This is a genomic window from Paracoccus sp. PAMC 22219 (genome assembly GCF_000787695.1).
In the GTDB taxonomy this organism is placed as follows: Bacteria; Pseudomonadota; Alphaproteobacteria; order Rhodobacterales; family Rhodobacteraceae; genus Paracoccus.
In genome coordinates, this window is the sequence record NZ_BBPH01000124.1 from 16,782 (window position 1) to 34,599 (window position 17,818).

The 17,818-nt window shown below is 69.0% G+C and carries 15 protein-coding genes and 2 pseudogenes; 8 read left to right on the forward strand and 9 right to left on the reverse strand.

Annotation, left to right across the window (positions count from 1 at the left end):
- Positions 1-34 precede the first annotated feature (34 nt).
- The 4 genes from trpC to lexA all read left to right on the forward strand — a co-directional run bounded on the left by trpC (position 35) and on the right by lexA (position 3,280).
- Positions 35-826 (forward strand): indole-3-glycerol phosphate synthase TrpC, encoded by a 792-nt coding sequence (gene trpC, locus TY51_RS13750; RefSeq protein WP_042250368.1) that lies wholly within the window; start codon positions 35-37, stop codon positions 824-826.
- On the forward strand, positions 823-1,296 hold the full coding sequence (gene moaC, locus TY51_RS13755) for a cyclic pyranopterin monophosphate synthase MoaC (RefSeq protein ID WP_042250371.1): 474 nt from the start codon (positions 823-825) through the stop codon (positions 1,294-1,296). The genes trpC and moaC overlap by 4 nt, the downstream gene beginning before the upstream one ends.
- Positions 1,293-2,474, forward strand: coding sequence for a gephyrin-like molybdotransferase Glp (gene glp / locus TY51_RS13760; protein ID WP_042250373.1), 1,182 nt, complete (start codon positions 1,293-1,295; stop codon positions 2,472-2,474). The genes moaC and glp overlap by 4 nt, the downstream gene beginning before the upstream one ends.
- A gap of 89 nt (positions 2,475-2,563) precedes the next feature.
- Positions 2,564-3,280: a transcriptional repressor LexA gene (gene lexA, locus TY51_RS13765; protein WP_042250376.1), complete on the forward strand. Its 717-nt coding sequence runs from the start codon at positions 2,564-2,566 to the stop codon at positions 3,278-3,280.
- On the opposite strand, the gene hemC is transcribed toward lexA, so the two are convergent.
- Positions 3,274-4,248: a hydroxymethylbilane synthase gene (gene hemC / locus TY51_RS13770; RefSeq protein WP_042250405.1), complete on the reverse strand. Its 975-nt coding sequence runs from the start codon at positions 4,246-4,248 to the stop codon at positions 3,274-3,276. The genes lexA and hemC overlap by 7 nt on opposite strands.
- Before the next feature lie 74 nt (positions 4,249-4,322).
- Between hemC and hemE the strand changes: the two genes are divergently transcribed.
- Positions 4,323-5,351: a uroporphyrinogen decarboxylase gene (hemE, locus tag TY51_RS13775; RefSeq protein WP_042250379.1), complete on the forward strand. Its 1,029-nt coding sequence runs from the start codon at positions 4,323-4,325 to the stop codon at positions 5,349-5,351.
- Here hemE and TY51_RS13780 read toward each other — a convergent pair.
- From TY51_RS13780 to TY51_RS13805, 6 genes and pseudogenes are all read right to left on the reverse strand, one after another.
- On the reverse strand, positions 5,348-6,340 hold the full coding sequence (locus TY51_RS13780) for an SPOR domain-containing protein (protein WP_042250381.1): 993 nt from the start codon (positions 6,338-6,340) through the stop codon (positions 5,348-5,350). The two genes, hemE and TY51_RS13780, sit on opposite strands and share 4 nt — an antisense overlap.
- A gap of 69 nt (positions 6,341-6,409) precedes the next feature.
- Complete coding sequence (gene upp / locus TY51_RS13785; protein WP_197054767.1) at positions 6,410-7,039, reverse strand: uracil phosphoribosyltransferase; 630 nt, start codon at positions 7,037-7,039, stop codon at positions 6,410-6,412.
- Entirely contained in the window at positions 7,039-7,998 is a 960-nt protein-coding gene (locus TY51_RS13790) for an adenosine deaminase (RefSeq protein ID WP_042250384.1), read from the reverse strand. The genes upp and TY51_RS13790 overlap by 1 nt, the downstream gene beginning before the upstream one ends.
- Positions 7,995-9,173 (reverse strand): phosphopentomutase, encoded by a 1,179-nt coding sequence (locus tag TY51_RS13795; protein ID WP_042250385.1) that lies wholly within the window; start codon positions 9,171-9,173, stop codon positions 7,995-7,997. The genes TY51_RS13790 and TY51_RS13795 overlap by 4 nt, the downstream gene beginning before the upstream one ends.
- Positions 9,170-10,452: pseudogene (locus TY51_RS13800) on the reverse strand (thymidine phosphorylase). The gene TY51_RS13795 and the pseudogene TY51_RS13800 overlap by 4 nt, the downstream one beginning before the upstream one ends.
- On the reverse strand, positions 10,449-10,841 hold the full coding sequence (locus tag TY51_RS13805; protein WP_042250410.1) for a cytidine deaminase: 393 nt from the start codon (positions 10,839-10,841) through the stop codon (positions 10,449-10,451). The pseudogene TY51_RS13800 and the gene TY51_RS13805 overlap by 4 nt, the downstream one beginning before the upstream one ends.
- Before the next feature lie 148 nt (positions 10,842-10,989).
- Between TY51_RS13805 and TY51_RS13810 the strand changes: the two genes are divergently transcribed.
- Positions 10,990-13,269: an NADP-dependent malic enzyme gene (locus TY51_RS13810; protein WP_042250388.1), complete on the forward strand. Its 2,280-nt coding sequence runs from the start codon at positions 10,990-10,992 to the stop codon at positions 13,267-13,269.
- A gap of 174 nt (positions 13,270-13,443) precedes the next feature.
- Positions 13,444-15,330, forward strand: coding sequence for a propionyl-CoA synthetase (locus tag TY51_RS13815; protein ID WP_042250391.1), 1,887 nt, complete (start codon positions 13,444-13,446; stop codon positions 15,328-15,330).
- Here the strand turns inward: TY51_RS13815 and aroA are convergent.
- Positions 15,327-16,658, reverse strand: coding sequence for a 3-phosphoshikimate 1-carboxyvinyltransferase (aroA, locus tag TY51_RS13820; protein WP_042250393.1), 1,332 nt, complete (start codon positions 16,656-16,658; stop codon positions 15,327-15,329). The genes TY51_RS13815 and aroA overlap by 4 nt on opposite strands.
- 119 nt (positions 16,659-16,777) lie before the next feature.
- On the opposite strand from aroA, the gene TY51_RS13825 reads away from it, so the two are divergent.
- Entirely contained in the window at positions 16,778-17,497 is a 720-nt protein-coding gene (locus TY51_RS13825; protein ID WP_042250396.1) for a DNA alkylation repair protein, read from the forward strand.
- Here the strand turns inward: TY51_RS13825 and TY51_RS22785 are convergent.
- Positions 17,485-17,818 (reverse strand): annotated as a pseudogene (locus TY51_RS22785) (hypothetical protein); the annotation flags it as partial. The gene TY51_RS13825 and the pseudogene TY51_RS22785 overlap by 13 nt on opposite strands.

The window sequence follows — 17,818 nt, forward strand, 5'->3', positions numbered from 1 at the left end:
TTCCCCGCCCGCGCGGTGGGGATAGAACGGGCGCATGGATATTCTGGACAAGATCAAGGCCTACAAGCTTGACGAGATCGCCGCCGCCAAGGCCGCGCGTCCGCTGGCCGACCTCGACGCGCAGGCCCGTGCGGCCGACGCCCCCCGCAGCTTTGCCCGCGCGCTGGACCGGGCCGCAGCCGGCGGCCCCGCCCTGATCGCCGAGATCAAGAAGGCCAGCCCGTCCAAGGGCCTGATCCGGCCCGATTTCGACCCGCCCGCACTCGCCCGCGCCTATCAGGCCGGCGGTGCGGCCTGCCTGTCGGTCCTGACCGACGGTCCCAGCTTTCAGGGCGCGCCAGAGTTTCTGACGGCAGCACGCGACGCCTGCGATCTGCCGGCGCTGCGCAAGGATTTCCTCTATGACACCTACCAGGTGACCGAAGCGCGTGCTTGGGGTGCGGATTGCATCCTGATCATCATGGCTTCGGTCGACGACGCCCAGGCCCGCGATCTGGAAGACGCCGCGATGGACTGGGGCATGGACGTCCTGATCGAGGTGCATGACGCGCCCGAACTGGACCGCGCCCTGCGCCTGAAGTCACCCCTGATCGGCGTGAATAACCGTAATCTCAAGACCTTCGAGGTCACACTCGACGTGACGCGCGACCTTGCGCCGCGGGTTCCGGCGGATCGTCAGCTGGTCTGCGAAAGCGGCCTGTTCACCCCGGCCGATCTGGGCGCGATGATGCAGACCGGCGCGCGCCGCTTCCTGATCGGCGAAAGCCTGATGCGGCAGGCCGACGTGACCGCCGCCACCCGCGCCATCCTGGACGTGGCCGCATGACCCTGACGCATTTCGACGCTGCCGGTCAGGCGCACATGGTCGACATCTCGGCCAAATCCGAAACCGCGCGAGAGGCCGTGGCCACCGGCTGCGTGGTCATGACCCTGGAAACGCTGGCCCTGGCGCAGGGCGGCGCTGCCAAGGGCGACGTGCTGGGCGTGGCGCGCCTTGCGGGCATCATGGGCGCGAAACGCACCGCCGACCTGATCCCGCTGTGCCACCCGCTTGCACTGGCAAAGGTCGCGGTCGATCTGGTCGCCGACCCGGACCTGCCCGGCATCCGCGTCACCGCCACCGTCCGCACCACCGGCCGCACCGGCGTCGAGATGGAGGCGTTGACCGCCGTCACCACCGCCTGCCTGACCGTCTATGACATGTTGAAGGCGGCCCAGAAATCGATGGAGATCCAGGACATCCGCCTGCTGCGCAAGGATGGCGGCAAATCCGGTCCGTACGAGGCACCGCGATGATCTCTGTCGCCGAGGCGCTGGACCGCGTCCTGGCCCTGGCCGGCCCCCCGCGGGCCGAGACGGTGGCCTTGGCCGATGCGCATGGCCGTACCCTGCTGGAACCGGCGGTGTCCCGGCTGACCCAGCCCCCCTTCGACGCCTCGGCGATGGACGGCTATGCGATGCGGGCGGCCGATCTGCGCGACCCGCTGACCGTGATCGGCACCAGCGCGGCGGGCCATCCATGGGATGGCACCGCGCTCCCCGGAACCGCAGTCCGCATCTTCACCGGCGCCCCGGTCCCACAGGGCTACGACCATGTCGAGCTGCAGGAAAACGTGACCCGCGACGGCGCCACGATCCGTGTGGACACCCTGTCCAGCGGCAGCAACATCCGCGCCCGCGGCAACGATTTCGCCCAAGGCGACACGATCGCGCCGGGGATCATCCTTGGTGCAGCGCATATCGGTCTACTGGCCGCGATGAACGTCGCCACGGTGACGGTGGCCGCACGGCCCTGTGTCGCCATTCTGGCGGGCGGCGACGAACTGGTGCCTCCCGGCACGGACCCCGCTGCGGGTCAGATCATCAGTTCCAACGACCTTGCCATCGCGGCCATGGTCCGCGACGCGGGTGGTGAACCACGCATCCTGCCCATCGCCCGCGATACCGAAGACAGCCTGCGCGCCAGCTTTCGGGCGGCGGCCGATGCCGACCTGCTGGTTACCATCGGCGGTGCCTCGGTCGGCGACCACGATCTGATCGGAAAGATGGCAGAGGAGCATGGCATCGCCCAGGCCTTCTACAAGGTCGCGCTGCGTCCCGGAAAGCCCCTGATGGCAGGTCGGATGGCACAGGGCGCCATGCTGGGCCTTCCGGGAAATCCCGTGTCCGCAATGGTTTGCGCGGTTCTGTTCATGCAACCGTTGATCCGCGCGATGCAAGGACTGCCAGCCGATGTGCCGCTGCACAGCGCGCGTCTGGCCCAGGACCTGCCCACCGAGGGGCCGCGTCAGCACTACCTGCGCGCCGCGCTGACCGCGGGGCCGGATCTGCCGGTGATCGCCCCGTTTGCGGATCAGGACTCGGCGCGGCTGTCGCTGATGGCGAAGGCAGATGCCCTTCTGGTGCGGCCGCCGCATGATCCCGCCAGGCAGGCGGGCGATCTGGTCCGCTATATCCCGCTCTCCGCTAGTTAACTGTTTTTTCACCCTTTCACGGTCAACTGATTGACGCGATTCGGTCGATAAGCTAGAACAGACGCGGAACACGAAGAAAAGGGCGGGCCATGTTGACAAAAAAGCAGATTCAACTGCTTGAGTTCATCCAGAGGCGGATGGCGCGGGACGGCGTGCCGCCTTCCTTCGACGAAATGAAGGACGCGCTGGACCTGCGGTCCAAGTCCGGCATCCACCGGCTTGTGACCGCGCTGGAGGAACGGGGCTTCATCCGACGCCTGCCGCATCGCGCCCGCGCCCTTGAGGTGATCCGCCTGCCCGACGCCCTATCCCACCTGACAGAGGCCGCGCCGGAGGAGCCGCGTCCGGCCTTTACGCCGCGCGTCATCTCTAACACCCGCCCGGCCCGTCCCCGCGGCGCGATGACGGTCATGGACAGCCCCGCCGTTCAGCTGCCCCTGATGGGCCGCATCGCGGCCGGCGTGCCGATCGAGGCCATTTCCGAGGTGTCGCATCACATCGCGGTGCCAGGGACCATGCTGTCGGGCCGCGAACATCACTACGCGCTGGAAGTGACCGGCGATTCGATGATCGAGGCGGGGATCAATGACGGCGACGTCGTGGTGATCCGCGAACAGGATACGGCAGAGACGGGCGATATCATCGTGGCGCTGGTCGACAATCAGGAAGCCACGCTGAAGCGCTATCGCCGCAAGGGCTCGATGATCGCGTTGGAGGCCGCAAACCCGGCCTATGAAACGCGGCTGCTGCCCGAAGACCGCGTGCGCATCCAAGGCCGTCTGGTCGGACTGATCCGCAGCTATTGAAGGCGGCGCCGGGGCAATGCCCCGGCACCCCTTACGCCATCAGAAATCCGGGCCGCGCGGGACAGTAGTTCTTCCGCCAGATCCACACCCATCATCGGACCATCGGACGCCAACCCTTCGCGACCAGCGGCGACGACCTCGCTGCCATCAGGGCGCAGGATCTCTCCACGCAGCATCATGCGGTCGCCGTCCAGAACTGCAAGACCCGCGATGGGCGTCTGGCACGATCCGTCCAGGCGGCGCAGGAATGCCCGTTCCGCGGCGATGCGCGAGGCGGTCAGCGGATCGTTGATGGCGGCAAGCAGCGACGTACAATCCTGGTCGTCGGCGCGACGTTCGATGCCGATGGCGCCTTGCGCAACGGCGGGAAGCATCTCGTCCGGCTCGATCGCGCCTTGCGCAACGTGACGCATATCCAAACGCGACAGCCCTGCCATCGCCAGGAACGTCGCAACCGCCACACCATCGGCCAGCTTCTGGAGGCGCGTCTGCACGTTGCCGCGAAATTCCACCAGCTGCAGGTCCGGGCGGCGATGCGCCAGCTGCGCCCGCCGACGCAGGCTGGAGGAGCCCACAACCGCCCCATGGGGCAGGGCGCCGATCGAGGCCACATGCGGGCTGACAAAGGCGTCGCGCACGTCCTCGCGGGGCAGAAGACAGTCGATGACCAAGCCGTCCGGCTGCAGGGTGGGCATGTCCTTCATGGAGTGCACGGCGATGTCGATGGCGCCCTCGGTCAGGGCCTCCTCGATCTCGCGGGTGAACAGGCCCTTGCCGCCGATCTGCGACAGGGGGCGGTCCAGGACGCGGTCGCCGGTGGTCTTGATGGGGACGATCCGAAACGCATCTTGGGGCAGGCCATGCGCGGCCATCAGGCGGCCGCGGGTCTCATGGGCCTGCGCCAGCGCCAGGACCGATCCGCGCGTGCCGATCCGAAGCGGGCGGGTGGGGGTGGGCATCTGTGTCATGCGCCACGGCATAGCGGCCAGGGCTGCGCTTGACAACGCCTGTCGCCTGACCTTCAAGGGGCGCAGGAGGCCCCATGACCAAACTTCTGCTGCGCGCCCTGGCCGGCGAGACCCTGCCCACCCCGCCGATCTGGATGATGCGCCAAGCCGGACGCTATCTGCCGGAATACCGTGCGACACGCGCGCAGGCGGGCGATTTTCTGTCGCTGTGCTACAACCCGGACCTCGCGGCCGAAGTGACGTTGCAACCGATCCGCCGGTTCGGCTTCGACGCCGCAATCCTGTTCGCCGACATCCTGCTGATCCCCCAGGCCCTGGGCGCCGACCTGTGGTTCGTCACCGGAGAGGGACCGCGCCTGTCCACCGTCACCAGCGCAGCCGACCTGGCGCGGCTGAAGCCCGCGGATCAGGTCGACGCACAACTGGCGCCGGTCTATGAGACGCTGCGCATCCTGTCGCGCGAACTGCCGCGGGAAACGGCGCTGATCGGCTTTGCGGGTGCGCCTTGGACCGTGGCGACCTACATGGTCGCCGGTCGGGGCACCAAGGATCAGGGCCCCGCGCATCTGTTGAAGGACCAGGACAGGGCGACGTTCGCCGCGTTGATCGATCTGATCACGGAGGCCACGATCCATTACCTGTCGCGCCAGATCGAGGCCGGGGCCGAGGTCGTCAAGCTGTTCGACAGCTGGGCGGGCAGCCTGAAGGGCCAGGATTTCGACGATTTCGCGATTGCGCCGGCCAAGCGGATCATCACGGCGCTGAAGGCGCGCCATCCGGGCGTGCCGGTCATCGCCTTTCCGCGCGAAGCGGGCGACCGCTATGTCGGGTTCCGGGCGGCGGTCGGCGCCGACTGTGTCGCGCTGGACAATTCGGTGTCGACCGATTGGGCCGCGCGTCACGTGCAGACCGAGGGCTGCGTGCAGGGCAACATGGACCCGCGGCACATGGTCACGGGCGGGCCCGAGCTGGTGGCCGAGGCGCAGCGGATCACCCGTGCCCTGCGCGGCGGGCCGCATGTCTTCAACCTGGGCCACGGCATCACCCCGGACGCGGATCCCGACAATGTCGCCCGGATGATCGAGGCGGTGCGCAGCGCCTAGCGCGCCACCGCCTTGGGATAGCCGTTCGCGCGCAGATCGTTCAGTGCGGCGATCAGCGCCTGACGGTCGGTGAACGGTCCCGCCATGATCAGCCTCAGGGGTTTTGATCCGTCGGTGGTGCGGCCCTGCCCTGTCGGATAGCCGCGCGCGGCCAGCGCCCGCAGCACGATCATCGCATTCCCCTCCTCGCCGTAGGCACCGACCTGAACATAGCGGGCGGATGCCGGGATCATCTCGGGGCCCGGCGCCGTGGCCTGCCTTGGCGCCGTGGCTACAGGCTTCGCGGCAACGGGCGCCGCGACTGCGGGCGCAGCGGCCCGCCGGGCAGGTGCCCGCGATTCCGCGGCGGCGGTCCTGGTCACCGCCGGTGCTGGTGCGACGGCCGGTTCTGGTTGACTGCGGGCGGCCGCAGCACCGGGCGTCAGCGCTGCGGTCGCAGAGGTCGCGCGCATCCCGGGACAAAGGCCAAGGGTGGACCCCTGCGCCGAACCCGACGGATCCGGCTTGTAGCCAAGGCGCGCGCACAGTTCGGGGCTGCCCGAAAGGCCAGATGCCTCGCGCAGCGCGGGCGCCATGGTCAGCGCATCCTGCAGCGCAGTCTGGATCGGGTCAGCGACCCGCGACGGGGCCGGTTCGGTGCGCGTCTCGGCCGTGGCCGGATCGGCGGCCCATTCGCCGGGATGCAGGTCGCGCGACAGCTGTTCCAGCAGAAGCGTCTCGACATCCGGGGGCGGTGCCTGTGTCAGCGGCAGCGCGCGTTCCGTCAGCGGATCGGTCCGCCGCACGGCAAGGCTGGGGGGAAAGCCGCACAGGGCCTGCCCCTGCCCGTCCTGCCGCGCGGTCCAGCCCGCGCCGTCACGCGCAAAGACGCAGCCGTTTCCGTCGATATACTGCGCCCCCGCAAAGCTGTCGGGGGGCGGAGGCGTCGGGGCAGCCTGAGCCGCCCCGCCCAGCAAAAGCATCGCCAAGACCCGCAATTGCCCGATCATCTGCCATCCATTCCGTTGTTCTGCCCCAGACCTAGCGCAGAACCATGAAACGGCAGTTAACGGGCGGCCTTATTTCGTACCGAACATCCGGTCGCCTGCATCGCCCAGGCCGGGAACGATATAGCCATGATCGTCCAGACGGTCGTCCAGCGCGGCGGTAAAGATCGGCACGTCCGGATGCGCCTGCCGCATCCGTTCGACGCCTTCGGGGGCGGCCAGCAGGCACAGGAAGCGCATGTTCTTGGCGCCGCGTTCCTTCAGCATGTCGATCGCCGCGACCGACGAATTACCCGTGGCCAGCATCGGGTCCACCACGATGGTCATCCGCGCGTCCAGTTCGCGCGGCACCTTGCAGTAATATTCGACAGGCTTCAGCGTCTCGGGGTCGCGATAAAGGCCGACGAAGCCCACGCGCGCGCCGGGGATCAGTTCCAGGATGCCGTCCATCAGCCCGTTCCCCGCCCGCAGGATCGAGATCAGGGCCAGCTTCTTGCCCTCCAGCGTGGGGGCCTCCATCTCGCACATGGGCGTCTCGATGTGCATCGTGGTCAGCTCCAACTCTCGCGTGACCTCGTAGGCCAAGAGCAGGCTGATCTCGCGCAGCAGGCGCCGGAAACCGGCGGTGGAGACCTCTTTCTGCCGCATGATCGACAGCTTGTGCTGGACCAGCGGGTGATCGACGACGGTCAGATGTTGCATCAGGCGAATTCCTTTTTCAGGCGGTCGCGGGTGGACGCATCGCAGAACGCGGCGTCGGCAGCCCACTGGTTGATCTGTCGGAACTCGGTATCGCCCCAGCCAAAGGTCGACGCAAGCCGATCGTATTCCTGGCGCATCGTGGTGTGAAAGAACGGCGGATCGTCGGTCGACACGGTGACCCGCACCCCGGCATCGGCCAGCCGCGCGATGGGATGGGCGCTCCAGGACGGATAGACCCCAAGCGCGATGTTCGATCCCGGACAGACCTCCAGCGTCACGCCGCGTTCGGCCAGGTCGCGCACCAGCGCGGGGTCGTCGATGGCCTGCACGCCGTGCCCGATGCGGGTGCAGCCCAGGTCCAGCGCCTGCCGGACGCTGGCCGGGCCGCCCCATTCGCCGGCGTGGCAGGTCAGTCCCAGCCCGGCCTCTGCCGCGCAGTCAAAGCTCCAGGCGAAATCGGTGGCCAAGCCCACCTGTTCGGCGCCGCCCATGCCGAAACCTGTGATCCAGCCGCCCGCGGTTTCCGCGGCGCAGATCGCCGTCTTGCGGGCGCGGTCTGCGCCGAAATGGCGGATGGCGGTGACGATGCCGCGGCTGTCGATGCCGTCCGCGCGGGCGCGGTCCGCCACCTCGGTCATCGCGGCCAGATGGTCGCGCCAGGCCGACACGTCTGCACCGCCACAGAATTCCGGCGACACGAACAGTTCGGCATAGATCACGCCTTCCTCGGCGCAGCGTTCCAGCACCTCGGCCAGCAGGCGGGCATAGTCGCGGGGACCGTCGATCACGCTGGTCGCGGCCTCGTAACAGCGCAGGAAGCCCGGAAAGTCGTCATAGGCGTAATGCCCGCGGTCGTCGAAGATGCCCGTCAGGTCGGCGCGCTTTTCCTTGGCCAGGCCGCGGATGAAATCGGGGGGTGCGGCACCCTCCAGATGCAGGTGCAGTTCGATCTTCTTCATAGGAAGGATGTCCCGTGTCGGGGGGCGGGCAGCCCCAGATGCGCAAGGATCGACGCGCCGATATCCGCGAACCCCACCTGCCCGACGCCGCGCGTCCCCGCGCCCCAGCCCAGGACGGGCACCCGTTCGCGGGTGTGGTCGGTGCCAGACCATGACGGATCGTTGCCGTGATCGGCGGTAAAGATCGCCAGGTCGCCGGGGGCCAGCGTCGCCAGGAACCGGCCCGCGACGCCGTCGAACCATTCCAGCTGCTGGGCATAGCCGTCGATATCGCGGCGGTGGCCGAAATTGGTGTCGAACTCGACGAAGTTGGCGAATGTCAGGCTGCCGGGTTCGGCCCTGGCGCCAAGCCGGATCAGGTGGTCGGCCAAGGCCGCGTCATCGGCGCCCTTGTGCAGATGCACGATGCCGCGATGGCTGAAGATGTCGCCGATCTTGCCGATGGCATGGGTGGTCCGCCCTGCCCCTTGGGCGATGTCCAGGATGGTGTCGCCCGGCGGCGCGATCGCGAAATCACGGCGGTTGCCGGTGCGGCGGAACGCGTCGGGCTGGCCGACAAAGGGCCGCGCGATGACCCGCCCCACGCGCATGGCGTGCAGCATCGGCGACAGGTCGCGGCACAGCGCGATCAGGCGGTCCAGGCCGAACGCCTCCTCGTGCGCCGCGATCTGCAGCACGCTGTCGGCCGAGGTATAGCAGATCGGCCAGCCGGTCTGCAGATGCCGCGCCCCGAAATCGTCGATGACCTGCGTGCCCGATGCGTGGCAGTTGCCCAGGATGCCGTCGGTGCCTGCAAGCTGGCAGATGCGCGCGGTGACGTCGGGGGGAAAGGCGGGCTCGGCGTCGGGGAAATAGGTCCAGTCCCAAGGCACCGGAACGCAGGCGATTTCCCAGTGGCCGGACGGGGTGTCCTTGCCGCGCGACACCTCGGTTGCCGCGCCCCACAGGCCGCTTGGGTCGGCGCCCAGACCCGGCGCATCGGCGCCGGAGGCCAGCCGCACCGCCGCCCCCAGGCCCAGCCCGTCCAGCACCGGCATCCGCAGCGGGCGGGCTTGGGCGATATGCCCGACGGTGTTCGCGCCGGTATCGGGACGGCCGTCGTTGAAAAAGGCGTGGGCATCGGGCGCGCCGCCGATGCCCACGCTGTCCATGACGATCAGGAACGCCCGGCTCATGCGCCGATCCGGTCACGGATCAGCGGGCCGGGCTGGCCGTCGCCAAGGGCATAGGCGGCCTGCACGGCGGCAATGGCCACCTGGGCCGCGGTGTCGTCGGCGGCGTGGACCATGCCCAAGGGGCGGTCGGGGCCGACCTCCTCTCCCAGCTTGGCCAGACGGTCCAGGCCGACGCGGTGGTCGATTGCCTCGGCCGCGCGCACCCGGCCGCCACCAAGCGCCAAAACGGCATGTCCAAGCGCGGTCACGTCGATGCGGCCCACGCGGCCCGCGGCGGGCGCGGGAATGGGCAGGATCAGCGGCGCGCGGGCCAGATGCGCCTCGGGTCGCTCCATCAGGTCGCGCGGTCCGCCTTGGGCCGCGACCATGCGGCCAAAGACCTCGGCCGCGGCGCCGCTGTCCAGCGTGTCGGCCAGACCGTCCGCCGACCGCCCGGCCAGCGTCAGGCATTCCGCTGCCAGCGCCAGCGTCAGGTCGCGCAGCGCCCCAGCTCGCCCCGCAGGGCGCGGATCGCCTCGTGGATCTCCAGCGCGTTGCCGGCGCTGCGGGCCAGCGGCTGGTCCATGTCGGTGATGAAGGCGGTGGTGCGGCAGCCCGCGCCGTTCGCGGTCTCGACCAAAGCCTGGGCCAGGCGGCCGGCACTGTCGGCCTTCTTCAGGATCGCACCGGACCCCGCCTTGACGTCCAGGACCAGCGCATCCAGCCCCGCCGCCAGCTTTTTCGACAGGATCGACGCGGTGATCAGGTCGATCGATTCCACCGTCCCCGATTCGTCGCGGATGGCGTACAGACGACGGTCCGCCGGGGCGACGTCGCCCGTGGCCGCGACGATCGCGCAGCCGACGGTGCGCACGATGCGGCGGAAATCATCCTCGGGCTGGTCGCACAGATAGCCGGGGATCGCCTCCAGCTTGTCTAGTGTTCCGCCCGTATGGCCCAGGCCACGACCCGAGATCATCGGCACGAACACGCCCCGCGCGGCCAGCAGCGGCGCCAGAACCAAGCTGACCGTGTCGCCGATGCCGCCGGTCGAATGCTTGTCCACCACCGGACCCGACAGGTCCCAGTGCAGCACGTGCCCCGAATCGCGCATGGCGCGCGTCAGCGCCACGCGGCCTGCGGGGCCTACGCCCTTGGTCAGGACCGCCATCGCAAAGGCCCCCGCCTGCGCGTCGCTGACCGATCCGTCGGCCAGCCCCTGCGCGATCAGCGCCGCCCCCGGTCCGTCCAGTCCCCGCCCGTCGCGGATCGCCGATATGACAGGACGCGGGTCGGTCATGTGCGCGCCATGTGGCCCGCGTCGAAGCGGCCGGGCAGCAGGTCGCCCACGGTCGTGCGCATTTCCGCCCCGTCGGTCGTGGCCAGCAGGACCGGCACGTCGCCCGACGCGAATTCCGCCAGCTTCTGTCGGCAGCCGCCGCAGGGGGGCACGGGGGTCGGGCTGTCGGCGATGACCGCAACCTCGACCAGCTGCGTCTCTCCGGCGGCGACCATCGCGGCGATGGCCCCGGCCTCGGCGCAGGTGCCTTCGGGATAGGCCACGTTCTCCACGTTGCAGCCGCGATAGACGGTGCCCGACGCGCCGCGGATGGCCGCGCCGACCTTGAATTTCGAATAGGGCACATAGGCCCGTTCGCGCACGTCGCGCGCCGCATCCAGCAATGACATCGTCATGGTCCACCCCGTTCGATCTGGCCGCCAATCTGCGCCCGCAGGCGGGCTTGTGCAAGACGCGCGCGCGTCCGCAGAACCCCGCTGTTCCCCGACGTCAGAATGGTTTAACGGTAAACCAATTCCGAAACCGGAGGGGCGAAAGATGGACGACCGCAGGCAGGACAGCGCAAGACAGGCCGCGCTAGATTATCATGAATTCCCGCGACCGGGCAAACTGGAGATCCGCGCGACCAAGCCGATGGCCAATGGCCGCGACCTGGCCCGCGCCTATTCCCCCGGCGTCGCCGAAGCCTGCCTAGAGATCAAGGCCGATCCGTCCACCGCCGCGCGTTATACCACAAAGGGCAACCTTGTGGCCGTCATCTCGAACGGCACGGCCGTTCTGGGCCTGGGCAATATCGGCGCGCTGGCCTCCAAGCCGGTGATGGAGGGCAAGGCGGTCCTGTTCAAGAAATTCGCAAACATCGACTGTTTCGACATCGAGGTGAACGAGTCCGATCCGGTGAAACTGGCCGAGATCGTCTGCGCGCTTGAGCCGACCTTTGGTGCCGTGAACCTTGAGGACATCAAGGCGCCCGACTGTTTCATCGTCGAACAGATCTGCCGCGAGCGGATGAACATCCCGGTCTTCCACGACGACCAGCACGGCACCGCCATCGTGGTGGGTGCCGCCGCGACCAACGCGCTGCGCATCGCCGGCAAGCGGTTCGAGGACATCAAGATCGTGTCCACCGGCGGCGGGGCCGCGGGCATCGCCTGTCTGAACATGCTGCTGAAGCTGGGCGTCAAGCGTGAGAACGTCTGGCTGTGCGACATCCATGGCCTGGTCCATGAGGGCCGCGAGATCGACATGAACCCGCAGAAGGCCGCCTATGCCCAGCCCTCGGACAAGCGCGCCCTGACCGAGGTGATCGACGGCGCCGACCTGTTCCTGGGCCTGTCCGGTCCCGGCGTGCTGACGCCCGAGATGGTCAGCCGCATGGCCCCGCGCCCGATCATCTTTGCGCTTGCGAACCCGAACCCCGAAATCGACCCCGATGCCGCCCGTGCCGTGGCCCCCGACGCGATCATCGCGACCGGCCGCAGCGACTTTCCGAACCAGGTCAACAACGTCCTGTGTTTCCCCTTCATCTTCCGCGGCGCGCTGGACGTGGGCGCGACCACGATCAACGACGAGATGAAGATCGCCTGCATCGAGGGCATCGCGGCCCTGGCCCGCGCCACGACCGCCGCCGAAGCCGCCGCCGCCTATCGCGGCGAGACGCTGACCTTTGGCGCCGACTATCTGATCCCCAAGCCGTTCGATCCGCGCCTGATGGGCGTCGTGTCCAGCGCGGTCGCCCGCGCCGCGATGGAGACGGGCGTGGCCACCCGGCCCTTGGACGACATGGCGGCCTACAAGCAGAAGCTGGACGGCTCGGTCTTCCGGTCGGCGCTGATCATGCGCCCGGTCTTCGAGGCCGCGGCCACCGTCACCCGCCGCATCGTCTTTGCCGAGGGCGAGGACGAGCGCGTCCTGCGCGCCGCCAACGCCATGCTGGAGGAGACGACCGACGTCCCGATCCTGATCGGCCGCCCCGACGTGATCGCCACCCGCGCCGAACGCGCCGGCCTGCCGATCCGCCCGGATGTCGATTTCGAGATCGTGAACCCGGAAAACGACCCTCGCTATCGCGATTATTGGGAAACCTATCACGGCATCATGGCCCGGCGCGGCGTCAGCCCCGACATCGCCCGCGCGATCATGCGCACCAACACCACCGCCATCGGCGCGGTCATGGTGCACCGGGCCGAGGCCGACAGCCTCATCTGCGGCACCTTCGGGCAGTACAGCTGGCACCTGCAATACGTGCGCCAGATCCTGGCCCGCGACGGCCTGCACCCGACCGGCGCGCTGTCGATGATCATCCTGGAAGACGGGCCGCTGTTCATCGCCGACACCCAGTGCCACAACGACCCCACGCCCCAGCAGGTGATGGAGACTGTGATGGGTGCCGCCCGCCATGTCCGCCGCTTTGGCCTGACGCCCAAGATCGCGCTGTGCAGCCATTCGCAGTTCGGCAACACCGACAGCTATTCCGGCCGCAAGATGCGCGACGCGCTGGCGCTGCTGGACGCGCGCGAGCCCGACTTCATGTATGACGGCGAAATGCATGTCGACGCGGCGCTGGACCCGGAACTGCGCGAACGCATCTTCCCGACCTCGCGGCTGGAGGGCGTGGCGAACGTGCTGGTCTTTGCGGGCACTGACGCCGCATCGGGCGTCCGCAACGCGCTGAAGATGCGCGCGGCGGGCCTGGAGGTCGGGCCGATCCTGATGGGCATGGGCAACCGCGCCCATATCGTGACCCCGTCGATCACCACGCGCGGGCTGCTGAACATGTCGGTGCTGGCCGGAACGCCGGTCACGCATTACGGCTGATTCGGCACACATTTTGCAAATACCGCGGCGCAGCAAAGGCGACTTTGCTGCGCCGTTCGGTTTGCAAACGCGCTTCGCGGAATTCTGCTAATCCCGGCCCTGTCACACCGCTAACAAGGTTGCGCGACGCCCCCCTTCCTGCGTAACAAAACCCAGGTTCAGGGAGGGGAGTCCATGTCCTATCAAGATCTCTACGCGCGCTGGAAGGCCGATCCCGAAGCGTTCTGGATGGAGGCCACCGGCACCATCGACTGGACCCACCCCCCAAGCCGCGCCCATTTCGACCAGGGCCCCGCCGGGGAATGGTTCGCCGACGGGATGGTGAACACCTGCTGGAACGCCATCGACCGCCATGTCGCGGCCGGACACGGCGACCGGCTGGCGATCATCCACGACAGTCCGATGACGAACAGCGTCAGCCGACTGACCTATGCGGAACTGCAGGACCAGGTGGCCCGGCTGGCGGGCGTGATGACCGCGCGCGGCATCGGCAAGGGCGACCGGGTCATCATCTACATGCCGATGATCCCCGAGGCGCTGCAGGCGATGCTGGCCTGCGCGCGGATCGGCGCGATCCATTCCGTGGTCTTCGGCGGGTTCGCCGCGCATGAGCTGGCGGTGCGCATCGACGACGCCAAGCCCCGCGCCATCATCGCCGCCAGCTGCGGGCTGGAGCCGGGGCGCGTCGTTCCCTACAAGCCGCTGATGGACCGCGCCATCGACGAGGCCGTTCACAAGCCCGACTTCACCATCGTGTTCCAGCGCCCCGAATGCGCCGCCGACATGGTGGCGGGCCGCGACCTGGACTGGCGCCAGGCGGTGGCCGACGCCACCCCCGCGGATTGCGTCCCGGTCGAGGGGAACCACCCGGCCTATATCCTGTACACCTCTGGGACGACCGGCCAGCCCAAGGGCGTCGTGCGCCACACCGCCGGGCATCTGGTGGCCTTGGCGTGGAGCGTGCCGAACATCTATGGCATCGGGCCGGGCGACGTGTTCTGGGTCGCGTCCGACGTGGGCTGGGTCGTGGGACACAGCTATATCGTCTATGGTCCGCTGATCGCGGGCGCGACCACCGTGGTGTTCGAGGGCAAGCCCGTCGGCACCCCGGACGCCGGCACCTTCTGGCGGGTGATCGCGGATCACAACGTCAAGTCGTTCTTCACCGCCCCCACCGCCATCCGCGCGGTCAAGCGTGACGATCCCGAAGGCAAGCTGGTCGGCAAGTACGACCTGTCGGGCCTGCAGGCGCTGTTCCTGGCGGGCGAACGCGCCGACCCCGACACCGTCACCTGGGCCGAGGATCGGGTAAAGGTCCCCGTAATCGACCACTGGTGGCAGACGGAGACCGGCTGGCCCATCGCAGCGAACCCCCTTGGCGTGGGCCTGATGCCCGTCAAGAAGGGCAGCCCGACCCTGCCGATGCCCGGATACGACGTGCAGGTCCTGGACGAGGCCGGCCACCCGGTCGCCCCCGGCACCTTGGGCGCCATCGCCATCAAGCTGCCGCTGCCGCCCGGCACCCTGCCCACGCTGTGGAACGCCGAGGATCGGTTCCACCGCGCCTATCTGCAGCATTTCCCCGGTTTCTATGAAACAGGCGACGCGGGCTATGTCGACGATGACGGCTATGTCTGGATCATGGCGCGCACCGACGACGTGATCAACGTCGCGGGCCACCGCCTGTCCACCGGCAGCATGGAGGAGGTCCTGTCCAGCCATCCCGCCGTCGCGGAATGCGCGGTGATCGGGGTCGCCGATCCGCTGAAGGGACAGGCCCCCCTGGGCCTTTTGTGCCTGAAGAAGGGGGTCGAGACGGACCACGCGCAGATCGTGGCCGAGGTGGTGCGCATGGTCCGCGACCGCATCGGCCCCGTCGCGGCCTTCAAGACCGCCTGCGTCGTCGACCGCCTGCCCAAGACGCGGTCGGGCAAGATCCTGCGCGCGACCATGGCCAAGATCGCCGATGGCGAGACGGTCAAGGCCCCCGCCACCATCGACGATCCCGCGATCCTGGACGAGATCCGCCGATCCCTGGCCGGGATCGGCTATCCCGCCTAGTCCAGCGTCGCGCCCAAGCGGGTCATCAGCGGCACGAAGTCGGGGAAGGACGTGGTGATCGGCCCCGCGTCGTCGATGGTGACCGGCTGCTGGGTCGCAAGGCCCAGGATCAGGAAGCTCATGGCGATGCGGTGGTCCAGATGGGTCACCGCATGGCCGCCGCCCGCTACCTGCGACGCGCCATGCACGGTCATGGTGTCGCGCGTATCCTCGACCGTGACGCCGTTGGCGCGCAGGCCCACGGCCATCGCGTCGATGCGGTCGCTTTCCTTGACGCGCAGTTCCGCCACGCCGTTCATCACCGTCGTGCCTTCGGCGAAAGCCGCGATCACCGACAGGATCGGGAATTCGTCGATCATGCTGGCCGCGCGGTCAGCAGGAACGGTCACGCCCTTCAGCGGGCCGTGGCGCACCAGCAGGTCGGCCACGGGTTCGCCCCCCTCCTCGCGCGGGTTCTCGAAGGTGATGTCGGCGCCCATCTCCAGCAGGGTCACGTACAGGCCGTCGCGCGTCGGGTTGCGGCTGACGCCCGGCACGCGGATTTCAGACCCCGGCACGATCAGCGCCGCGGCCACCGGAAAGGCCGCGCTGGACGGATCGCGCGGCACGGCCACGGGCTGCGGGCGCAGTTCGGGGCGGCCGGTCAGGGTGATCTTGTGGCCGTCGGGCGTGGTCTCGGTCCGGATCTGGGCGCCGAAACCGGCCAGCATGCGTTCGGAATGATCGCGCGTGGGTTCGGATTCGATCACCACCGTGTCGCCCGGCGCGTTCAGTCCGGCCAGCAGGATCGCCGACTTGATCTGGGCGCTGGCCACGGGGGTGCGATAGGTGACGGGCACCGGATCGGTCGCCCCCTGGACGGTGATCGGCAGGCGCCCACCCTCTCGCGCGGTGATCTGGGTGCCGAACTGCGACAGCGGGTCGGTGACCCGCGCCATCGGACGGCGTGACAGGCTGGCGTCGCCAGTGAACGTGACGCTGATCGGCGTGGTCGCGACCGCGCCCATGATCAGCCGCACGCCGGTGCCGGAATTGCCGCAATCGATCACGTCGGCCGGGCTGGAGAACCCGCCCACGCCCACGCCATGCACCGACCAGTCCCCCGGCCCGTGCTGCGTGACCTGCGCGCCAAGCGCGCGCATGGCGCTGGCGGTGTCCAGGACGTCCTGACCTTCCAGCAGGCCGGTGATGCGCGTCTCTCCGACGGCCATGGCACCCAGGATCAGGGCGCGGTGGCTGATCGACTTGTCGCCCGGCACCAGCGCCTCGCCCGACAGGGGGCCGGCGCGGCGGGCGGTCATCGGACGGGGTTCTGCGGAATGCGACATGGGCCTACCTCGTGGTTTTGCCGCGCCTTTTAGCCCGCCCGGCGCGCCCCTGCCACCATCATCTTGAGACTGGCGCAACCGCGCCCTAGAAGGGGGCCAATCACGGATTGGAGAATCCCATGCAGGAACTGGACCGGCTGCGCGACCTGGCCGACCCCGAACGCGCCGCCCGCGCCAGCGCACGCCACAAGCGCGATCGGGAGACCCTGGGCGTCACCCCTGCCGCGCTGGAGGAAGTCGTCACTGAATGGCGCGCCGAACGCGACCTGGACGCCCGCATCGCGCTGGCCGAGGCGTTGTGGGACAGCAACGTCCACGAGGCGCGCCTGGCCGCCGCCCGCCTGCTGGTGCAGGCCCGGATGCGGCCCGACGATGCGGCCTGGGCCGCGATCATGGACTGGGCCCCCCAGATCGACGGGGCCGAGATCGACGATGCGGTGATGACCGCCGCCGCGCGCCGCGTGGTGGCCGATCCGACCCGTCTGGATCAGATCACGCCCTGGGCCCGCAGCCGCAACCCGTGGCTGCGCCGCGGCCTGATGCTGGCGACGCTGCCCTGGGCCAAAATGAACAACCCCAAGGCCGACGATCTGGAAATCCGGGAAGCGGTGCTGGAACTGTTGCTGCGCCTGGCCTCGGACCGCCACGGCGGGGTGCGCCAGGCGGCCGGGCTGTGGCTGCGCCACCTGGAAAAGCGCGACCCGGAACGGGTTGCCGCCTGGCACGCCGCCCATGACGCGATGGCCGCGCCCGAGCCGGAACCGGACGCCGCACAGGATGCAGAAGACGCGCCGCACCCCGACGACGCGCCCGGCCCCGAAGGCGATCAGGAGCGGTAGACCTCCAGCGTCGGCAGATCGGTCAACGGCACGCCCAACAGCTGCAGCGCCGGCAGCGACACCTGGCTGCCGGTGCCCGATCCCGACAGGGGACGCAATTCGACCTGCGCCGACTTTCCCGTGGCCGGGTTCACGATGCGCCCCTGCGCGGGCGCATCGACCAGCGGCGTCTTCATCCAGAACCCACCCTCGGAGGGGTTGCCAAGCGACCCCACGGTGGTGCCAAGCCGCGTCTCGGCGCTGGCCGGGGCCTGGGCCGCGGCGGTCCGCTGTTCCGCCGTCGTCGTGTCCAGCTGCGCGGCGTGCGGCGCGGCCACGGGT

Bases quoted from the DNA above. Each gene is read 5' to 3' on its own strand.
- TY51_RS13825 (WP_042250396.1), top strand. From the start codon at position 16,778: ATGCAGGAACTGGACCGGCTGCGCGACCTGGCCGACCCCGAACGCGCC.
- hemC (WP_042250405.1), bottom strand. From the start codon at position 4,248: ATGACACAGATGCCCACCCCCACCCGCCCGCTTCGGATCGGCACGCGC.
- lexA (WP_042250376.1), top strand. From the start codon at position 2,564: ATGTTGACAAAAAAGCAGATTCAACTGCTTGAGTTCATCCAGAGGCGG.
- trpC (WP_042250368.1), top strand. From the start codon at position 35: ATGGATATTCTGGACAAGATCAAGGCCTACAAGCTTGACGAGATCGCC.
- TY51_RS13810 (WP_042250388.1), top strand. From the start codon at position 10,990: ATGGACGACCGCAGGCAGGACAGCGCAAGACAGGCCGCGCTAGATTAT.
- glp (WP_042250373.1), top strand. From the start codon at position 1,293: ATGATCTCTGTCGCCGAGGCGCTGGACCGCGTCCTGGCCCTGGCCGGC.
- aroA (WP_042250393.1), bottom strand. From the start codon at position 16,658: ATGTCGCATTCCGCAGAACCCCGTCCGATGACCGCCCGCCGCGCCGGC.
- hemE (WP_042250379.1), top strand. From the start codon at position 4,323: ATGACCAAACTTCTGCTGCGCGCCCTGGCCGGCGAGACCCTGCCCACC.
- TY51_RS13795 (WP_042250385.1), bottom strand. From the start codon at position 9,173: ATGAGCCGGGCGTTCCTGATCGTCATGGACAGCGTGGGCATCGGCGGC.
- moaC (WP_042250371.1), top strand. From the start codon at position 823: ATGACCCTGACGCATTTCGACGCTGCCGGTCAGGCGCACATGGTCGAC.
- TY51_RS13805 (WP_042250410.1), bottom strand. From the start codon at position 10,841: ATGTCATTGCTGGATGCGGCGCGCGACGTGCGCGAACGGGCCTATGTG.
- TY51_RS13780 (WP_042250381.1), bottom strand. From the start codon at position 6,340: ATGATCGGGCAATTGCGGGTCTTGGCGATGCTTTTGCTGGGCGGGGCG.
- TY51_RS13790 (WP_042250384.1), bottom strand. From the start codon at position 7,998: ATGAAGAAGATCGAACTGCACCTGCATCTGGAGGGTGCCGCACCCCCC.
- TY51_RS13815 (WP_042250391.1), top strand. From the start codon at position 13,444: ATGTCCTATCAAGATCTCTACGCGCGCTGGAAGGCCGATCCCGAAGCG.
- upp (WP_197054767.1), bottom strand. From the start codon at position 7,039: ATGCAACATCTGACCGTCGTCGATCACCCGCTGGTCCAGCACAAGCTG.